The sequence below is a fragment of the Nonomuraea salmonea genome, assembly GCF_042428605.1.
GTDB lineage: Bacteria > Actinomycetota > Actinomycetes > Streptosporangiales > Streptosporangiaceae > Nonomuraea > Nonomuraea salmonea.
On the sequence record NZ_JBHMCF010000003.1, the window covers coordinates 550,640 to 568,169 of the forward strand.

At 73.5% G+C, this 17,530-nt stretch carries 13 protein-coding genes; 10 read left to right on the top strand and 3 right to left on the bottom strand.

Features of this window, described 5'->3' with window-relative positions:
- Positions 1–4: 4 nt before the first annotated feature.
- The 6 genes from ACFFR3_RS03715 (at position 5) to ACFFR3_RS03740 (ending at position 4,513) form a co-directional block, all read left to right on the top strand.
- The gene (locus ACFFR3_RS03715) at positions 5–460 is read left to right on the top strand and encodes a Clp protease N-terminal domain-containing protein (RefSeq protein ID WP_345396834.1); all 456 of its coding nucleotides are present in this window, start codon (positions 5–7) and stop codon (positions 458–460) included.
- Between the two features lie 100 nt (positions 461–560).
- The gene (locus tag ACFFR3_RS03720; protein ID WP_345396831.1) at positions 561–1,316 is read left to right on the top strand and encodes a class I SAM-dependent methyltransferase; all 756 of its coding nucleotides are present in this window, start codon (positions 561–563) and stop codon (positions 1,314–1,316) included.
- A 144-nt stretch (positions 1,317–1,460) separates the two neighbouring features.
- Positions 1,461–1,748, top strand: a complete 288-nt coding sequence (locus ACFFR3_RS03725) for an SHOCT domain-containing protein (protein ID WP_364555213.1) — start codon at positions 1,461–1,463, stop codon at positions 1,746–1,748.
- A 90-nt stretch (positions 1,749–1,838) separates the two neighbouring features.
- Positions 1,839–2,039 carry a hypothetical protein gene (locus ACFFR3_RS03730; protein ID WP_345396828.1) on the top strand — a complete coding sequence of 67 codons (201 nt, stop codon included), beginning with the start codon at positions 1,839–1,841 and terminating at the stop codon, positions 2,037–2,039.
- A 44-nt stretch (positions 2,040–2,083) separates the two neighbouring features.
- Positions 2,084–3,082: a sulfite exporter TauE/SafE family protein gene (locus ACFFR3_RS03735; protein ID WP_379482718.1), complete on the top strand. Its 999-nt coding sequence runs from the start codon at positions 2,084–2,086 to the stop codon at positions 3,080–3,082.
- 72 nt (positions 3,083–3,154) lie between these two features.
- Positions 3,155–4,513 carry a tetratricopeptide repeat protein gene (locus tag ACFFR3_RS03740; protein ID WP_364365477.1) on the top strand — a complete coding sequence of 453 codons (1,359 nt, stop codon included), beginning with the start codon at positions 3,155–3,157 and terminating at the stop codon, positions 4,511–4,513.
- 1 nt (position 4,514) lies between these two features.
- On the opposite strand, the gene ald is transcribed toward ACFFR3_RS03740, so the two are convergent.
- Positions 4,515–5,624 (bottom strand): alanine dehydrogenase, encoded by a 1,110-nt coding sequence (gene ald / locus ACFFR3_RS03745; protein WP_364365474.1) that lies wholly within the window; start codon positions 5,622–5,624, stop codon positions 4,515–4,517.
- Between the two features lie 52 nt (positions 5,625–5,676).
- Positions 5,677–7,059: an aspartate aminotransferase family protein gene (locus ACFFR3_RS03750; RefSeq protein WP_364365471.1), complete on the bottom strand. Its 1,383-nt coding sequence runs from the start codon at positions 7,057–7,059 to the stop codon at positions 5,677–5,679.
- Between the two features lie 275 nt (positions 7,060–7,334).
- Here ACFFR3_RS03750 and ACFFR3_RS03755 point away from each other — a divergent pair, with 275 nt between their 5' ends.
- A complete protein-coding gene (locus tag ACFFR3_RS03755) occupies positions 7,335–8,690 on the top strand; it encodes a dipeptidase (RefSeq protein WP_345396816.1) in 1,356 nt (451 codons plus the stop codon).
- Here ACFFR3_RS03755 and ACFFR3_RS03760 read toward each other — a convergent pair.
- A complete protein-coding gene (locus ACFFR3_RS03760) occupies positions 8,687–9,211 on the bottom strand; it encodes a cysteine dioxygenase family protein (protein ID WP_364365468.1) in 525 nt (174 codons plus the stop codon). The two genes, ACFFR3_RS03755 and ACFFR3_RS03760, sit on opposite strands and share 4 nt — an antisense overlap.
- A 109-nt stretch (positions 9,212–9,320) precedes the next feature.
- Between ACFFR3_RS03760 and ACFFR3_RS03765 the strand changes: the two genes are divergently transcribed.
- The 3 genes from ACFFR3_RS03765 (at position 9,321) to ACFFR3_RS03775 (ending at position 17,485) form a co-directional block, all read left to right on the top strand.
- Positions 9,321–10,181 (top strand): LysR family transcriptional regulator, encoded by an 861-nt coding sequence (locus tag ACFFR3_RS03765; protein ID WP_345396813.1) that lies wholly within the window; start codon positions 9,321–9,323, stop codon positions 10,179–10,181.
- Positions 10,182–10,213: 32 nt separating this feature from the next.
- Positions 10,214–10,843: a LysE family translocator gene (locus ACFFR3_RS03770; RefSeq protein ID WP_345396810.1), complete on the top strand. Its 630-nt coding sequence runs from the start codon at positions 10,214–10,216 to the stop codon at positions 10,841–10,843.
- A gap of 96 nt (positions 10,844–10,939) precedes the next feature.
- Positions 10,940–17,485: a hypothetical protein gene (locus ACFFR3_RS03775; protein ID WP_379482592.1), complete on the top strand. Its 6,546-nt coding sequence runs from the start codon at positions 10,940–10,942 to the stop codon at positions 17,483–17,485.
- Positions 17,486–17,530: the final 45 nt, after the last annotated feature.

Here is a 17,530-nt window from a genome sequence, read left to right on the forward strand (position 1 = left end):
GACGATGTTCGGCAAGCAGAAAGGCGCGGTGACGGTCATCGTCAAGGCCGCGTTCGAGGAGGCGCGGCTGCGCGGCGACCGGCGGCTCGGCACCGAGCACCTGCTGCTCGGCCTGCTCCACCACGAGCAGTCCGCGCGGGCGCTCGGCGTCGACCTCGCCGCCGCCCGCGCCGCGCTGGACGAGCTCGACCGGGCGGCGCTGCGGATGCTCGGCCTGGAGGTCGGCGATCTGCCGGCGACGCCGCGCAAGCACCCGGCCGTCCCCGCCACGGCGCTCACGTCGAGCGCCCGCGCCGCGCTCAACCAGGCCGTCAAGGCCACGACCGCGAAGGCCAGGAACGCGGAGATGCCCCGCCATCTGGCGCTCACCCTGCTCGGCCGGCGCCACCCCGACCCGGTGGCGCACCTCATCGACCACCTGGCCCTGGACCGCTCCGCCCTCCGCGCCAAGCTCACCTGACGACCCGCCCCTGCGCCCGCGACCGGACCTCCGGCAACGGCGCCCGCACGGAAGGAGATATTGGGTTGAGCGGGGGCCGTGGCGTTGAGAAGGTCGAGGGATGGGGCGCAGCTTTGACGACTTGGTGCAGGAAGCCGGAACCGTCTCCGTGGCCGGGTGGGACTTCTCCTGGCTCGACGGCAGGGCCAGCGAAGAACGGCCGTCCTGGGGCTACTCGCGGCTGCTCGGCGAGCGCATGGCCACGGTCAGGAGCGCGCTCGACGTGCAGACCGGCGGCGGTGAGGTGCTGGCCGGCGTGCCCACCCTGCCGCCGGTGACCGTGGCCACCGAGTCGTGGCCGCCCAACCTCAGGCTGGCCGCCGCCCGGCTGCGACCGCGCGGCGCGTGGGTGGTGCACGACGACGACGAGCCGCGCCTGCCGTTCGCCGACGCCGTCTTCGACCTGGTCGTCAGCCGTCACCCCGTGCAGACGTGGTGGACGGAGATCGCCCGCGTGCTCCGGCCCGGCGGCGCGTACTTCTCCCAGCAGATCGGCCCGCGCACCGTCGGCGAGCTGACCGAGTTCTTCCTCGGCCCGCAGCGCTCCCACACCCGCGACGTCGGCGCGGCCAGGGCGGCGGCCGAGGCGGCCGGGCTGGAGGTCGTCGACCTGCGTTCCGAGCGGCTCCGCATGGAGTTCCGCGACGTCGGGGCGGTGATCTACTTCCTGCGCAAGGTGATCTGGACCGTGCCCGGCTTCTCCGTCGAGCGCTACCACGACCGGCTGCGCGAGCTGCACGAGCTGATCGAGGCGCAGGGGCCGTTCGTGGCCCACTCGGCCCGCTTCCTCATCGACGCCCGCAAACCGATCGGTTGAGGCGCGCCCCCGGCCTACCCCCGGCGTCGTACGCGACCGCGGCCTGACCACTCCCCCGGGCGCAGTCGCGACAGAGCCCGGCGTGCGATTCGCCATGGCCTCCCGCGCAGGACCCTTGAGTCACAGCGTTCGAAGGAGGAGAACATGCACACCATCGCCATGTCGGCGCCCCACTGGGGTCCCGCCGCGGGTTTCTGGCCGATCTTCCCCCTCGCCTGGGGGCTGCTGTGGGTGGCGGTCATCGCGCTCGCCGTCACGGGGTTCCGCAAGGGCTGGTGGGGGCCCAGGCGCGCGGCCGCCGCAACCCCGGGCGCGCCCACCGAGCCGACCGCCACCGCGGAGCGGATCCTCGCCGAGAGGTACGCCCGCGGGGAGATGACGGACGACGAGTACTTCGAGAAGATGTCCGTGCTCCGCGGCGGAGCTGCATAAACCTCACCTGGAGGCAAAGAACTGTCACTGGTCGCGTTCATGGCGTCGCGTTACGTTTCGTATACGCCTTCATCGGAAGTGGGGACAAGCATGCGGTCCATCGCCAAGTTCTGCGGCCAGTGCAGCTGCGGCTGCCCCGAGCTGTTCGTCGATCACACGGCGCCTGAGGAACGCCAGGTGGTCATCGTCGACGACTTCGGGCAGCGCGTGGAGATGAGCCTCGACCAGTTCGAATCGATCGTGGAGGCCGCCAAGAGCGGGTCTCTGGACAGCCTGGCGCTCGTACCCTGAGCGCGCAGGTCCTGACCCTGCTGGCCGGCGGGGCGGCCGCCGGTCTGCTCGCGGGCACCGCGACCTGTACGGCGGCGCAGGGCGGGCTGCTCATCGGGCTCGCCGACGGGCCTCGCGGGCGTGATCCCGCGCTGGTCGGCTGGTTCCTCGCGGGGCGTCTGGCCTCGCACACGGCGGCGGGGGCGCTGCTCGGGCTGCTCGGCTCGGCCGTCACCCTGCCGCCGCAGGCGCGGGCGGTGCTGCTCGTCGCGGCCGGCCTCACGGTCATCGCCCTCGCCGTCCGCCTGATCCGGCGCGACCGGACACCCTGCGCGAACCCGCCGTCAGACGCGGAGCCCGCGGCCGGCACGGAGCCGGCGGCGGGCGCGGAACTCCAAGAGGAGCCGACAGCGGGCGCGGAACTCCAAGAGGAGCCGACGGCCTGCGGCGAATGCGGCCCTGCCACCGCCGAGCCCCGTCCCACCGCCGAGCCCCGTCCCGCCTCCGGGCGGCGGGCGGCGCTGCTGGGGGCGGTCACCGTCCTCGTGCCCTGCGGGGTCACGCTCGGCATGGAGATGGTCGCGATCACCAGCGGCTCGCCGCTCGCGGGTGCGGCGGTCATGGCGGGGTTCGTGGCGGGCACCGCGCCGGCGTTCGCGCTCCTCGGGTACGTCCTGCGGCGCGTCTCCAGGACCCGCCTGGCCCGGCTGGCCGGAGTGGTGGCGATCGCCGCCGGCCTGTGGACGGCGGGGACCGGCGTCAACCTCGGCGGCTGGCTGACCGCCCCCGCCCCCGCCCAGGCCACCTCGCAGGGCAGCAGGCCCACGTCGGTGACCGTGTGGGCGACGCGCGAGGGCTACCGCCCCGCCATGGTCGACGCCCGGGCGAACGCCCCGGTCGAGGTGGTCTTCAAGGTGCTCGACCAGGGCTGCACCGGCACCGTCGTCATCGAGGGGCGCGACGTGGCGCTGCCCGCCACCGTACGCCTGCCGCCCCGGCCCCCGGGCACCCTGCGGTACGTCTGCGGGATGGGCATGTACGCGGGCTTCATCAACTTCTCGTGAAGCCTTAGGGCGATTACGGTTCGCGATCGGCTGATCACGTGCCAGTCTGTCGCCATGGCCTGGCGAGGAGAGGTGGCGGTACCAGCGCCGCGCGCAGGAGACGAGCCCGAGTTGCTGGCCGCCGCGCGGGCGGGTGACGCCCGCGCCGCGCACCGGCTGGGCAAGCTCTACGCCCAGCACGGCGAGCGGGCGGCGGCCAAGCACTGGTGGGAGCGGGCGGCCGCGGGCGGCAACGTCGACAGCGCGTACAACCTGGGCATCTGGCACGAGAAGCACGGCAGCCTGGAGGAGGCCGTCACCTGGTACGAGGCGGCGGCCAGCACCGGCGACGCCGAGGCGGCGACGCACCTCGCGACCCTGCTGCTGGAGCAGCGCGGCGACCCGGGGGCGGCGAGGGTGTGGTTCGAGAGCGCGGCGACGGCCGGGTCCCGGGCGGCGGCCCGGCGGCTGGCGCTGATGTGCGAGGAGACGGGCGAGCTGGGCGCGGCCCGCGAGTGGCATCGCAGGGCGGCGGCCGACGGCGACGTGGCCTCGGCCCACGACCTGGGGTTCCTGGCGTACTGCGGGGGCGACGACGCCGAGACCCTGCACTGGTGGGAGTACGCGGCCAGGGGCGGCCACGCCGAGTCCGCGTACTGCCTGGGTCTCTATCTCGACGCGAGCCGCGACCCCGAGGGCGCGGAGGCGTACTACCGGCTGGCCGCGCGCAGCGAGCATCCCGGCGCGGCGTCGCGCCTGGGCGGGGTGGCGCTGTCGCGGGGCGACCTGCGCACAGCGCGGGGCTGGTTCGAGCAGGCGGCCGCCGCCGGGCGGGCGTGCGACCAGCGGATGGCCGGGTTCGTCTGCGTGGAGCTGGGCGACACGGCGGCGGCCAGCCACTGGTTCGGCCGGGCGGCGGCGGGCGGCGACGCCGAGGCCGCCTACAACTACGGGTTGCTGCTGATAGCCGAGTTCGGCGACCTGGCGGGCGGGCGCCACTGGTTCCGCCAGGCCGCGCAGGCGGGGCACCACGAGGCCGCCGTCGAGCTGGGCGGCCTGCTGTCGGTTGCGGGCGAGCACGGCGAGGCGCAGGCGTGGCTGTCGGACCCGCCGCCGCCCGCGTGGGCGCGACCGGCCGAGCCCGAGCTGACGGCCAGGGCCGAGCTGGCCGCGGCGGCGATCGGGCGCGGCGGCGGTGAGCCGCCGGCCGTGGCCGACCTGGCCGAGGTGCTGAGCACGTGGGACGTCGTCACCCGGCCGCTGCACGACCACTCCGACGTGGTGGCGTGGCTGGTGGCGCGCAGCGGCGTGCATCTCAGCGCGGTGGAGCACCTGGCGTCGGTGCGCGGCACGCTGCTGCGTCCCGGCAGCTCGCCGTGGCCGGGGCAGGGCGAGCTGCAGCACGTCCTGACCACGGCCCGCGACCTGCGCCGCCGCCTCGGGGTCCGCTGACTCAGAGAACCTCGGAGACCGGCGTGTACGGCAGGCCGAGCGCCTGCGCGACCGGCTCGTTCGTGAGCCGCCCGCCGTGCGTGTTGAGCCCGCCCGCGAGCCCCGGGTCGCTCTTGAGCGCGTCGCGCCAGCCCAGGTTGGCCAGCTTGACCGCGTACGGCAGGGTCGCGTTGGTCAGCGCGTACGTCGAGGTGTTGGCCACCGAGCCGGGCATGTTGGCCACGCAGTAGAAGACCGACTCGTGCACCTTGTAGGTGGGCTCGGCGTGCGTGGTGGGCCGCGAGTCCTCGAAGCAGCCGCCCTGGTCGATGGCGATGTCCACGAGCACGGAGCCGGGCTTCATCCGGGAGACGAGGTCGTTGGAGACCAGCGTCGGGGCCTTGGCGCCGGGGATGAGCACCGCGCCGATGACGAGGTCGGCCCGCAGGACCTCCTGCTCGATCGCGTACGAGGTGGACACGACCGTCTTGAGCCGGCCCTGGTAGATGGCGTCGATCTGGCGCAGCCGGTCGATGTTGGTGTCGAGCACGGTGACGTCGGCGCCCATGCCGACGGCGACCTGCGCGGCGTTCAGGCCCGAGACGCCGCCGCCGATGACGACGACCTTCGCGGGTGCGACGCCGGGCACGCCGCCCGGCAGGATGCCCCTGCCGCCGTTGAAGCGCATCAGGTTGTACGCCCCCACCTGCGGCGCCAGCCGCCCGGCGACCTCGGACATCGGGGCGAGCAGCGGCAGGGCGTTGCCCACCTGCACGGTCTCGTACGCGATGCCGGTCGTGCGGGCCTCGAGCAGCGCGTCGGTGCACGGCTTGGAGGCGGCGAGGTGCAGGTACGTGAACAGCACCAGCCCCTCGCGCAGCCGGTGGTACTCCTCGGCGATGGGCTCCTTCACCTTGAGCACCATGTCGGACTCGGCCCACACGGCGTCGGCGGAGTCGATGATCTTGGCGCCCGCGGCCAGATACTCCTCGTCGGTGATCTGCGAACCCAGGCCGGCGCCCCGCTGTACGGAGACGTCGTGCCCGTTGCGCACCAGCTCGTGCACACCCGCCGGAGTTGCGGCGACACGGTATTCGTGGTTTTTGACCTCGGCTGGGACGCCGATCTTCATTGCGGTGGTTCCTTTCGGGAACCGGCACGTCGTCGTACCGGATGGAAGGGTGTCATAGCCGTGCCCACGCCTCCGTGAGCACGCCGCGCAGGATCTCGCCGATCTCGTCGAACTCCTTCTGCCCGGCGATCAGTGGCGGCGCGAGCTGGATGACCGGGTCGCCGCGGTCGTCGGCCCGGCAGTAGAGGCCGGCGTCGAACAGCGCCTTCGACAAGAAGCCGCGCAGCAGCCGCTCAGACTCCTCGGCGTCGAACGTCTCCTTCGTCGCCTTGTCCTTGACCAGCTCGATGCCCCAGAAGTAGCCGGAGCCGCGCACGTCGCCGACGATCGGCAGGTCGCGCAGGTCGTCGAGGGTCTGGCGGAAGCGGGGCTCATTGGCGGTGACGTGGCCGAGCAGGTCTTCGCGCTCGAAGATGTCGAGGTTGGCCAGCGCGACGGCGGCGGAGACGGGGTGGCCGCCGAAGGTGTAGCCGTGGGCGAACATGGTGTCGCCGTCCTTGAACGGCTCGAACAGCCGCTCGTGCGCGATCATGGCGCCGATCGGGGAATAGCCGCTGGTCATGCCCTTGGCGCAGGTGATGATGTCGGGCACGTAGTCGAACTTCTCGCCGCCGAACATGGTGCCGAGGCGGCCGAAGGCGCAGATGACCTCGTCGGAGACGAGCAGCACGTCGTACTCGTCGCAGATCTCGCGCAGCCGCTGGAAGTAGCCGGGAGGGGGCGGGAAGCAGCCGCCGGCGTTCTGGACGGGCTCGGCGAAGACGGCGGCCACCGTGTCGGGGCCCTCCATCTCGATGGCGCGGGCCACCCGGTCGGCGGCCCACCGGCCGTACTGCTCGGGGGTCATGCCGGGGACGCCGGTGATCTCGTCGGCGCGGTAGTGGTTGGTGTTGGGCACCCTGACCGAGCCCGGCACGAGCGGCTCGAACATCTGCTTGAACGCCGGGATGCCGGTGATCGACAGCGCGCCCTGCGGGGTGCCGTGGTAGGCGATCTGCCGGCTGATGACCTTGTGCTTGAGGGGCTTGCCGACGAGCTTGTAGTACTGCTTGGCGAGTTTCCAGGCGGTCTCGACCGCCTCGCCGCCGCCGGTGGTGAAGAAGACGCGGTTCAGCTCGCCCGGGGTGTGAGCGGCCAGCCGCTGGGCCAGCTCGGCCGCCTTGGGGTGGGCGTAGGACCAGAGCGGGAAGAACGCCAGCTCCTGTGCCTGCTTGGCGGCGGCCTCGGCCAGCTCCTGCCGGCCGTGACCCACCTGGACGACGAAGAGCCCCGCCAGACCGTCGAGGTAGCGCTTGCCGTGGATGTCGTAGATGTAGGACCCCTCACCGCGCACGATGGTGGGGATCTCGGACTGCTCGTAGGCGCTGTGTCGGGTGAAGTGCAACCACAGGTTGTCCTGCGCGGCTCTCAGGACGTCGAGTTCCGGCTGCGTCATGGTTATCTTCCCTCGTGTCTGAACTCCCCACAGTCTGCACGTTCACCTGCGGAGTTGCCAAGCGAATCGGTCGCAGCAATATGCAGGAAAATCGGGATCCGCAGAACCCATATGTAACCACGACGAAATCCGCAGGTAGATTAGCCCGCGGGTCAGGACCGCGACCTGTCCTGTTTCCGCAGGACAGGACCGGTTGTGGTCCAATGAGACCGAAACTGCCGTGAGCGCCCGGTGACGGGCGCGACTGTTGAGAACGACCCCCGGGGGACCGTCCCGTGACTCCTGAACAGATCGAGAACGCTGTCTCCGCCGCGATGCCGCAGGCCGTCGAGGAGCTCAAGCGGCTGGCCGCCATTCCCTCCGTGGCCTTCCCCGGGCACCCGCAGGAGCCGGTGTTCGCCGCCGCCAAGATGACGGAGGAGCTGCTGCGCTCCACCGGGTTGCCGCGCGTGCAGCAGGTGCCCGTCGAAGGCAGCTTCCCGGCCGTCTACGGCGAGGCCCCCGCCCCGCCCGGCATGCCGACCGTGCTGCTGTACGCCCACTACGACGTGCAGCCCGCCGGCGACCCCGCCGCGTGGCGCACGCCGCCGTTCGAGCCGACGCTGATCGACGGCCGCCTCTACGGCCGCGGCACCGCCGACGACAAGTCAGGCGTCATCTCCCACGTCACCGCCCTGCGCGCCTTCCAGGGGAACTTCCCCGTCGGCATCAAGGTGATCATCGAGGGCCAGGAGGAATACGCCGGCGACCGCCTCGAGGCGTTCGTCGAGCGCAACCCCGAGCTGCTGCGCGCCGACACCATCGTGGTCGCCGACACCGGCAACCCGCGCGTCGCCGACCCGGCGGTCACCACCTCGCTGCGCGGCATGGCCGCGTTCACCATCGAGGTGCGCACGCTGCGCGAGCCCGTGCACAGCGGGTCCTTCGGCGGCGCCGCGCCCGACGCGCTGGCCGCCCTCATGCGCATGCTGACCGCGCTGCACGACGAGAACGGCGACGTGCGCGTGCCCGGCCTGCCCCGCGGGTCGTTCCTCGGGCAGGGGCCGTCGGAGGAGGAGTTCAGGAGGACGGCCGGAGTGCTCGACGGCGTCTCGCTCGTGGGGTCGGGGTCGCTGGCCGACCGGCTCTGGTCGTCGTACGCGATCACCGTCACCGGCCTCGACGTGCCGACCGTCTCCGGCGCCATCAACGCCGTCCAGCCCGTCGCGCGGGCCAGGGTGACCGTCCGCGTGCCTCCGGCGAGCGACCCCAAGACCGCGATCGACGCCGTGGCCGACTTCCTGCGCCAGGTGGCGCCGTGGGGCGTGCGGGTGTCGTTCGGCGACCACACCGTGGGCGCCGGCTTCCAGGCCGACTCCGGCGGCAAGGCCCGCTCGGCGCTCAACCGCGCCATGGAGCGCGCCTTCGGCCGCCCGCCCAGGGACGTCGGCGCCGGCGGCTCGATCCCGCTGGTCAGCACCCTGCTCAAGCAGTTCCCCGCGGCCGAGATCCTGCTGTTCGGGGCGGAGGACGAGGAGGCCGCCATCCACGCGCCCAACGAGCGGGTCGATCTTGAGGAGCTGCGCCGGGTCGCCACGACGGAGGCGTTGTTCCTGCACGAGCTGAGCCTGCCGTCGGCGCTCGGGGTCTAACGCACGGGTAGGTCGTACACGCGGCGGACGCTGCTGCCCAGCCTGGCCACGTCCGCCCCGTACACGTGCAGCGACACCCCCACCTCGTCGCTGGTGTTGCGCACCCTGTGGATGTCGCCGGGCGGGGCGAACCCGCTGACCTCGCCCGGGTCGTTGGCGGCCCGGCCGATCTCGATCAGGTGGTCGCCCATGTCGCGGTAGAGGATCTCGTACTCGATGCCGCTCAGGATGCCGAACGTGCACCACGACACGTGGTCGTGCACCGGGGTCTCCTGGCCGGGGCGCCAGACGACGCCACAGATCGAGAAGCGGTCCTCGGCGTGCAGGACGTGCGAGACGTAGCCGCCGGGCGAGCCCTCGCGTTCGTCCGGCGTGAGCACGTCGAGACCGGGCAGGTGGTCGCGGAGCAGGTCGGCGACCGCGAAGGCGGTCGGCCTGGCGCCCAGGCCGCGGGCGACGATGCGCGACACGCCCCTCACGAGGACGTCCAGACCTGGTCTGGTGATGGTTGCGGTCTTCATGGTGAACCCCCTGCCGAGGTCCGTCCGCTGCCTTCCCTTCCACGGTCCCTCACCTCGACTGATAGGTCCAACAGATGTCTTGTGGTTGATCGATAGATATGCTTGATGAATGCTGGATGTCGCTCGTCTGCGCGTCCTCCTCGCGGTCGCCCGCAAGGGCTCGCTGACCGAAGCCGCCAAGGAGCTGCACTACTCCCAGCCCTCCGTCAGCCACCACCTGGCCAGGCTGGAGGCCGAGACCGGCGCCAAGCTCATCCAGCGCGCCGGGCGCGGCATCCGGCTCACCGAGGCGGGCCGGCTGCTCGCCGAGCGGGCCGCCGACATCATCGAACGCCTCGACGCCACCGCCGAGGAGCTCGCCGCGCACGTGGGGCTGCGGTCCGGGCGGGTCCGGCTGGCGTCCTTCCCCTCCGCGCTCGGCACGTTCATCCCCAAGGCCGCCACACTGCTCGCCGACGCCCATCCCGGGCTGCGGCTCCAGCTCACCGAGGTGGAGCCGCCCGAGGCGCTGCGGCTGCTGCGGGCCGGGCGGGTCGACGTCGCCGTCATCTTCCGGTACGACGACACCGCTCCGGAGGACAACGGCCTCCACCTCGTCCACCTGCTCGACGACCCCAGCTTCCTGCTGGCCGCCGACGAGCCCGGCGCGCCCGCCGACCACGCCGGGTCCTCCTGGATCGCGGGCTGCGACCGGTGCCGCAGCCACCTGCTCGACGTGTGCGCGAAGGCCGGCTTCGAGCCGCGCATCGGGTTCACCAGCGACGACATCGTGGCCGTACAGGCGCTGGTGGCCGCCGGGCTGGGCGTGACGCTGCTGCCCGGCCTCGCGCTCGCCGCCCACCGCCATCCCGAGGTGCGGGCGCGCGAGGTGCCCGGCTCGGTGCGACACGTGTACGCCGCCGTCTACGGCGAACCACCCCACCCGCCCGCCACGCAGGCCCTCCTCACCGCCCTCACCCAGAGCCTCTGAAAAGTCGTTGACGCCGTTCCTACGATGGCCTCATGCCGGACATCACCACCCTCGCCCTCTTCTGCGCGGCCACCCTCGGGCTGCTGATCGTCCCGGGACCGGCGGTGCTCTACATCGTCACCAGGAGCGTCGCCCAAGGCCGGGGCGCGGGCATCATCTCGGTGCTCGGCGTGCACGCCGGCTCCCTCGTCCACGTGGCCGCCGCCGCGCTCGGCATCAGCGCCCTGCTGGCCGCGTCGGCCACCGCGTTCACCGTGGTCAAGTACGTCGGCGTGGCCTACCTGCTCTGGCTCGGCGTCCGCAAGCTCATGCGCAAGGGCTCCACCGGCGACACGCCGGTGGAGCTGCCGGTGCAGACGCGGCGGCGGCTGTTCTGGGAGGGGTTCGTGGTGAACGTGCTCAACCCCAAGACGGCCATCTTCTTCCTGGCGTTCCTGCCGCAGTTCGTGCACCCGGAGGCCGGGCCGGTGGGGCCGCAGATCCTGCTGCTCGGGCTGCTGTGGGTGGTGCTCGGGGTGGCGTCCGACGGTGCGTACGCGCTGCTGTCCTCCGCCCTCGCCGGCCGGCTGCGCGGGTCGGCCCGTGCCCGGCGGCGGCTGGACGTGGGCAGCGGGCTCGTGTACCTGGGGATGGCGGCGTGGCTCACGACGGAGAAGGCGTGACAAGCCGGGAAATTTCCGGGCCATAGTGCGATAGTGAGTTAGATCAGCCGCTGATCAGGGGGAAGGCACGCCGGGACGTAGCTGATAGGCGGACCCATGCACACGCCACCGCACAGCCTCGGGCTCGAACGGGTCGCCGAGGTCTTCTCCGGTCATGACGACGTCGTCGGCGTGACCGGCTCGGGGTACGCGATCGGTGCCGATCTCGTGCTGACCTCCGGGCAGGTCGTGGACGCGGGCGGGCCGTGCCACGTACGCCCGGCGTGGTCGGACCGCTGGCTGCCGGCCGAGCCGGTGTGGCGGGGCCGGCGCGGCGCGGACGCGGTGCTGCTGCGCGTACCGGAACCGGCCTGGGCGACCCTGGCCGACATCGAGCACACGCGCTGGGGCCGCGTCACGGGGGCGACGGCGCGCTGCGCGGCGTCCGGCTACGGGCAGGCCGGGGAGCGGGGCGGGGCCCGCGCGCCTGAGACGGTGTCCGGGCTGGTGGAGCCGCCCGCGAGCGCCGTGTCCAAGACGTTGACGGCCCGCGTGGTCAGCCCCGGCTTCGAGACCCGCCCGGCGGCGCTCTGGCACGGACTGCCCGGCGCCGCGCTGCTCGCCGAACCGGCCGGGCAGATCGTCGGCGTGGTCATCGGGTACGCGCCGCGCCGCCTCGACGTCGTCCCGGTGACCGCGTTGCTCGCCGACGAACGCTTCCGCGACCTGACCGGCGTCGCCCCCTGGCGCCTCGAAACCATCCCCGGCCCTCCCGCCGTGGCCCTTGCCACCCTGCTGACCCCCGCCGTAGCCCTCCCCGCACCACCGCCCCCTGCCCGCAACCCCTCACCGGCACCGCCTGTCCCGGACGTCCTGGCCGCACCGGTCGTCCCCCCGCCTGCCTCGGTGCGCGGCCACGGCCACTGGGCGGACTTGATGGCTCGGCACGCCGTGGTGCCGTTCCTGGGCCGGGAGGCGCCGCTCGCGGAGTTGCACGCGTGGGCCGCGGAGGCGGCGGCGTTGTCGATCGCCGTACTGACCGGGCGAGGCGGCACGGGAAAGACCCGGCTGGCCGCCGAGCTGTGCGCGGAGCTGGGCTCGGCCGGATGGGACGCGGGCTTCCTCCCACGGGACACCCTCGCAGCCATACTCTCCGCACCACCACCCAGCGACCTGAGAACACCTCCGTCCGGACAGGTGCTCCGCCTGGAGGCTTCGAGACCGACACTCGTCGTCCTGGACGGCCCGGAGCCATCGGCCCCGCTGGTGGGCGAGCTGATCCGCCGCCTGGCCCAACACGGCCGCAACCCCCGCATACGACTCCTGCTGGTGGCCCGCGAACCCGGCGACCCCGACTGGTGGCGCCGCCTCGACACAGCAGCCGGCGGCCGTCTGAGACGCCTCAACACCACGAGAATCCAGCTCAACACCCACCCGCTGACGCTCCCCGAGCGGGAAGACCACGCCCTGGCCGCCATGCGCGCCTTCGCCCCAGGCCAAGCCGCACTCCCCACCCCACCCCGCCTCGACGACCCGGAATACGGCCTCCCCCTCCACGTCCACCTGGCGGCCTTACTACATCTGGACGGCGACTCCCCGGTCAGCGGCGCAACCCTGATCGACCGCTTCCTGACCCGAGAGTCGGCCCGCTGGTCCCAGCTATGGCAGCCCCGCCCCGAGGACGATCAGCCGACCGCTCCCCAACCCCAGCTGGACGAGCACGGTGACGCGATCGCCCCTCCATGGGAGAGGTTCGAGTGGTTCGGCGACCTGGGCGACCAGCGGCCGGGCGGGCCAGAGCGGCTCGGCCACTCGGCAAGACGACAGGCGGTGGCCGTCCTGCTGCTCACCACCCCCCGCCCCGACGAACTCCCCGCCCTGCTGACCACCGTCCCCAGCATCCGCGCCCGCACCCCCTCCACAGCCTCAGCACACCCCAGCGCCGCCGCAGACACGACAAGCCCTGACACCACCACCCACATCGGTGGCGCGGCCACCGCGCACGCCGCCTCTGTGGACCGGCAGGGCGGGGTGGCCGAGGAGGTGGCGCGGTGGTCGGGGCGCGTGGGGGTGCCGGCCCACGGGTTCGATGTGGTGGGTGAGCAGCTGCTGGACGGGACGGAGGATCTTGACGCGCTCGTCCTCGCCGTCCACGATCACGAGGCACGGACGACGGCGCATCTCGTACGGATGCTCGACGTGCTGCGGCTCGCCGCCGGCCGCGAACGGGTCAGGGCGGCGCTGTGGTCGCTGATCGCCAGCCGCATCGGCCGGCTGGTCGCGGCGGCCGTGGGCGATCCCGGCGGCGGGCTGGGCGACGCGGTCAACGCGGCGCTGGTCCTGTTCGGCGGGGACCGGCAGCTCGCCGAGGCGGTGGCCGCCCTCCCCGTGGCGCAACCGGGGAACGCCGGCCCTGGGCTGCGCAACGGCGGGCTCGGCCTGCGGGCGCTGGACGTCACCCTCGCCGAGCTGACCGTGCGGCACCGGCGCGCGACCGGGGAACGGGTCGCGCTGGCCGGTGCCCTGGCGTGGTGGTCGCGGGGGCTGGCGGCCGTCGGCAGGGTGGGCGAGGCGGTCGCGGCGGCGGCGGAGGCCGTGGAGCTGTACGCCGGCGCTCCCCCGTACGAGGACGCGGTGGGGCAGGCGGAGGCGCTGTTCGGGCTGGGGGCGTACCTGCTGCTGGGCGGCGAGGCGGGCGGGGCGATCAAGCCCGCGAAGGAGGCGGCGACCCGCTTCCATCTCCTCGCCGAGGACGACCCCCGCTACGCGGGGCCTGCCGCCCGAGCCCAGTACAACGTGGCCTGCGCGCTGCTGGAGAGCGGCCGCCTGGAGGAGGCGGTGACGGCGTTCGAAGGCGCCGGCGGCCACCCCGGCTTCGCCTCCCACCTGACCACCCTCCTCACCCTCGCCAAAACCGGGACGAGCACAGGCCCTCAGCCCAGCCCCACCTGGAACGCCCACGCCGGCCCAGGCGGCCTCGCCACCCCAGGCACCAGCGGCATGACGCACGCGGACAGCGAGAGGGCTTTCACCGGGTCAGGTGGAAGTGCCCCCGGTGGGGCGGGCGAAAGTCGGGCAGTTCGGGGCGGGCTCATGGGGGCCGATGCGGGCGGGTTTGCCAGGGCAGGTTCGGACGGCCTCGTGGGAGCCGGGCGGGGCGGATTTCTGGGGACCGCCGCGGGTGGGCTTGCCGGGGCAGGGGCGGGTGAGCTGGGTGGGGCCGGGCGGGGCGGGCTCACCGGGACCGGTGCGGGCGGGTCGGGGTGGGGTGCGGGGGCGGGGCATGAGGCAGTGGCGGGGCCGGAGCCGCTGATGCCGTTCGACCAGGTCGGTACGGCTGAGGTGCTGCCTGAGCTGGCCGCCTGCCTGGCGGTGGCGGTCACCTCGGCGGTCAGGGGCGTCGCGCCGACGCATCGGGATGTGGCGCAGCGGCTGCACCTTGTCGCCGCCTGGCTGGAGGGCAACGGCAGGCCGGCCGAAGCGCTCGTTCCGGCGGGTGAGGCGGTGGCGCGGCTGCGGGGGCTGGCGGGTGAGGAGCCGGGGCTGCGGGCGATGCTGGCGTCGGCGGCCGGCCTGGTGGCGAGGTTGCACGCCGGGCTCGACGATCTGGACGCGGCCATCAGGGCGGCGGCGGAGGCCGTACGGAACCTGCGGGCCCTCGTGACGCTCGACCCCGCCGAGCACCGGCCCGCCCTGGCCGACCGGCTGCTCGACCTGGGCGAGCTGCTGCTGACCGACGACCGCCCTGAGGACGCGCTCGGGCCGTTGCAGGAGGCCATGGCCGTGCCGGTGGAGGCGTCCGAGGGGCACATGGCGGCCCAGGCGAGGGGGCGGCGGCTGCTCGGCCTCTGCCTGGACGGTCTGGGCCGGACGGCCGACGGGCCGGCGCAACTGGAGATGGCGGCCGAACTGTACGACGTGCTGAGCGTCGAGGACCCCTCCTACCGCCGGTACGGCCCCGAGATGCGGGCCCGGCTGCGCAGGGGCGGAGAGGCGGACCGGCCCGCCGACGAGCCGTGGCTGCTGCGGATGGTGCTCGACCGGCCAGAGGAGGCGGTGGCCAGGGCGGAGCGGCGGCTCGCCGAGTGCAGGGAGGCGGTGGAACGCGCCGGTACGCCGGAGATCGAGCGCATCCATGCGTACCTGTCGGCGCAGGCGGACCTTGCCCGGGTCTGGGCGGACACGGGGCGAGCCGGGGAGGGGTTCGCGCTGGCCATGCAGGCGGCCGAGCTGCTCGAACGTCATGCCGCGCCCGCCGCCCCGCACGCCATCGCCGTGGGCATGGTGGCGGCGGCGCTGGGCCGTTCGCTGGTGGGTCTTGGACGGTACAAAGAGGCCATCCCGCACCTGCTCACCGCCATCGAGGCGAGCCGCCCGCAGGCGGGCGCCCAGGCCGAGCTGGGCGAACTGCTCATCCTCGAAGCCGTCGCCCTGTCCCGCGCGGACTGCCCCTCGGACGCGGAGGCGGCGGCCGACCGCCTGGTCGACCTGTACACGTCCCTGGTGGCCGAAGGCGCGGCCCGCCCGTCGGCTTTGGCCGGCGCCCTGCGGCTGCAGGCCGGAATCCGCTTCGCCCGCCAGAACGCGGAGGGCGCCCTGGCCTCCGTCGACCGCGCACTCGGCCTCCTTCCCGCGCCTGGCGGCGACGACGAACGACTCCTCTCCGCCGCCTGCCTGGAGCTGGCCGGCCTGTGCCTCGCCGACCTGCACGAACCCGACGCCGCCGAAGCCCGCCTGGCCGAGGGCACCACCGCGATGGCAACCCTCACCGCTCAGACCCCGGACGCGACCTTCAGGGGGAGCCCCGCCGGGCGGGTGCCGGATGAGTTCATGGGTGTGCATGTGCTGGCGCTGGTGCGGTTGGCGCGGTTGCGGGTGGAGGAGGAGGGGCCGGCAGCGGGGGTTGTGTTGTATGCGCGGATTCTCGGTATTCGTCCGCTGCCCGGGGCGGATGCGCTCGATGCGCTCATCGGGGCGCTTTCCGGGTTCGCGGGTGAGGTGCTGGCGGCTGCCGGTCGGTTCGCCGACGGGGACGATCATGACCTTGTGGACGTCGGCGGGCTGGTGGGGCCGCTGACCGCGTTCACCGAGGCGCTTGAACGTGAGGTGCCGCTCAGCGCGGAAGGCGGGACGGACGCCCACGACCGGTACGGCCGGTGCCTGACGGCGTTCGGCGCGGCGGCGGCGCGGGCGGGCGACGTCGCGAGCGCGGTGCAGGTGGCCGAGCTGTGTGTACGCGTCCATCGAGGGCTCGCCGCCGTCTCCCCCGCCCACCGCGAACCTCTCGGCCACGCCCTCGCCACCCTCGCCGCCGCTGGGGTACCGCGTGGCCACGGCCTCGCCGCCGCCGCGCGGCCCGCACTGCCCGTGCTTGAGCAGGCCATTGCGTTGCTCGATGAGCGCGATTCGCGTCCGCTGGCCGAGACGTTGCACCACTACGCCGGTGCGCTTCTCGATCAGGGGCGGGCGGTGGAGGCGTTGGCGCATTGCGAGCGGGCCGCTGATCTGTGCGATGAGCTGGATGATCCGGGTGTCGCGGCGGCGGTGTTCGCGCGGCTCGGGTCCACGTTGGCCGCGCTCGACCGGCCGCAGGCGGCGCTGGAGGCGATCGCGTGGGCACTGGCCGAGGTGGACCGTGCCGAGGAGGCGGGTGGAGAGCTGCCGCTGGTGCGGGCGCGGGCGATCCAGGTGCGCGGGCGGGTGCTGAGGGTGTTCGGGCGGGAGCGGGAGGCTTTGGCGCACCTCGTGGAGGCACTGACGTTGTTCAGGCGGTTGCCGGAGCCGCAGGCCGCCGCCGAGACGGCCGCGCTCATCGCGGACGACCTGCTGGCGGAGGGACGGCCTGAGGAGGCCACCAAGTACGCTCGGATCGCCGCAGATCACCACGAGCCGGGCACCGTCCAGCAGGTGCTCGCCACCCAGCGGCTGATCAGGTGCCACATGATGCTGGGCGCGCTGGCCGAGGCGAACACGCTGGTCGAGGGCCTGATCCCGGCGGCCAGGAAGATGCCTGGCGACCTGACGTACCGGGCGATTCTGGCGGACTCGCTGGCGCAGAGCTCCGAGCTGCTGCCCCTGCTCGGCCTGGACGACGGCGCCGAGGCGGAGGCCAGGGCGCGTGAGGCGATCACCATCTACGACCAGTTGCTGGCCACGGGCACGAACGCGCAGGCCCTGCACACCAGCAGGGCGGGCGCGTGCCTGACGCTGGCCGGGGCGCTCAGGATGCGGGAGCGGTCGGCCGAGGCGGTGCAGCCGCTGCGGGAGGCGGTGGCGGCGCTCGAACGGTTCTCGCCCGGTAACCCCATGCAGGCCGGGCTGCTGTCCAGGGCGATGCTCATGCTGGGCGACGCGCTCATGGAGGCGGGCCGGGCGCTGGAGGCCGGGCTGGTCTTCCATCGGGGTACGCAGGTGACCCGCGACCCGCTGTCACGGGCGGTAGCGCACGCCCGGCTCGGCATGTGCCAGCAGGAGCTGGGCCGGAACGACGCCGCCGACGCCGCGCTGCGCGTCTCCGCCGACCTGCTGCGCGGCCTCCCCGATGACGACGCCCCCGCCGGCCTGCTCCGTGACGTTCTGCGGCGCAGGCTGACCCTCCTGGAGAAAGCCGGCGGGACGGCCGAAGCCCAGGCCCTCCAGGACGAACTACGCCACACGACCTGAGCCGAGCCAGTCGCGCCGCCTGAGCCAGGCCGAGCGCCCCCGGGC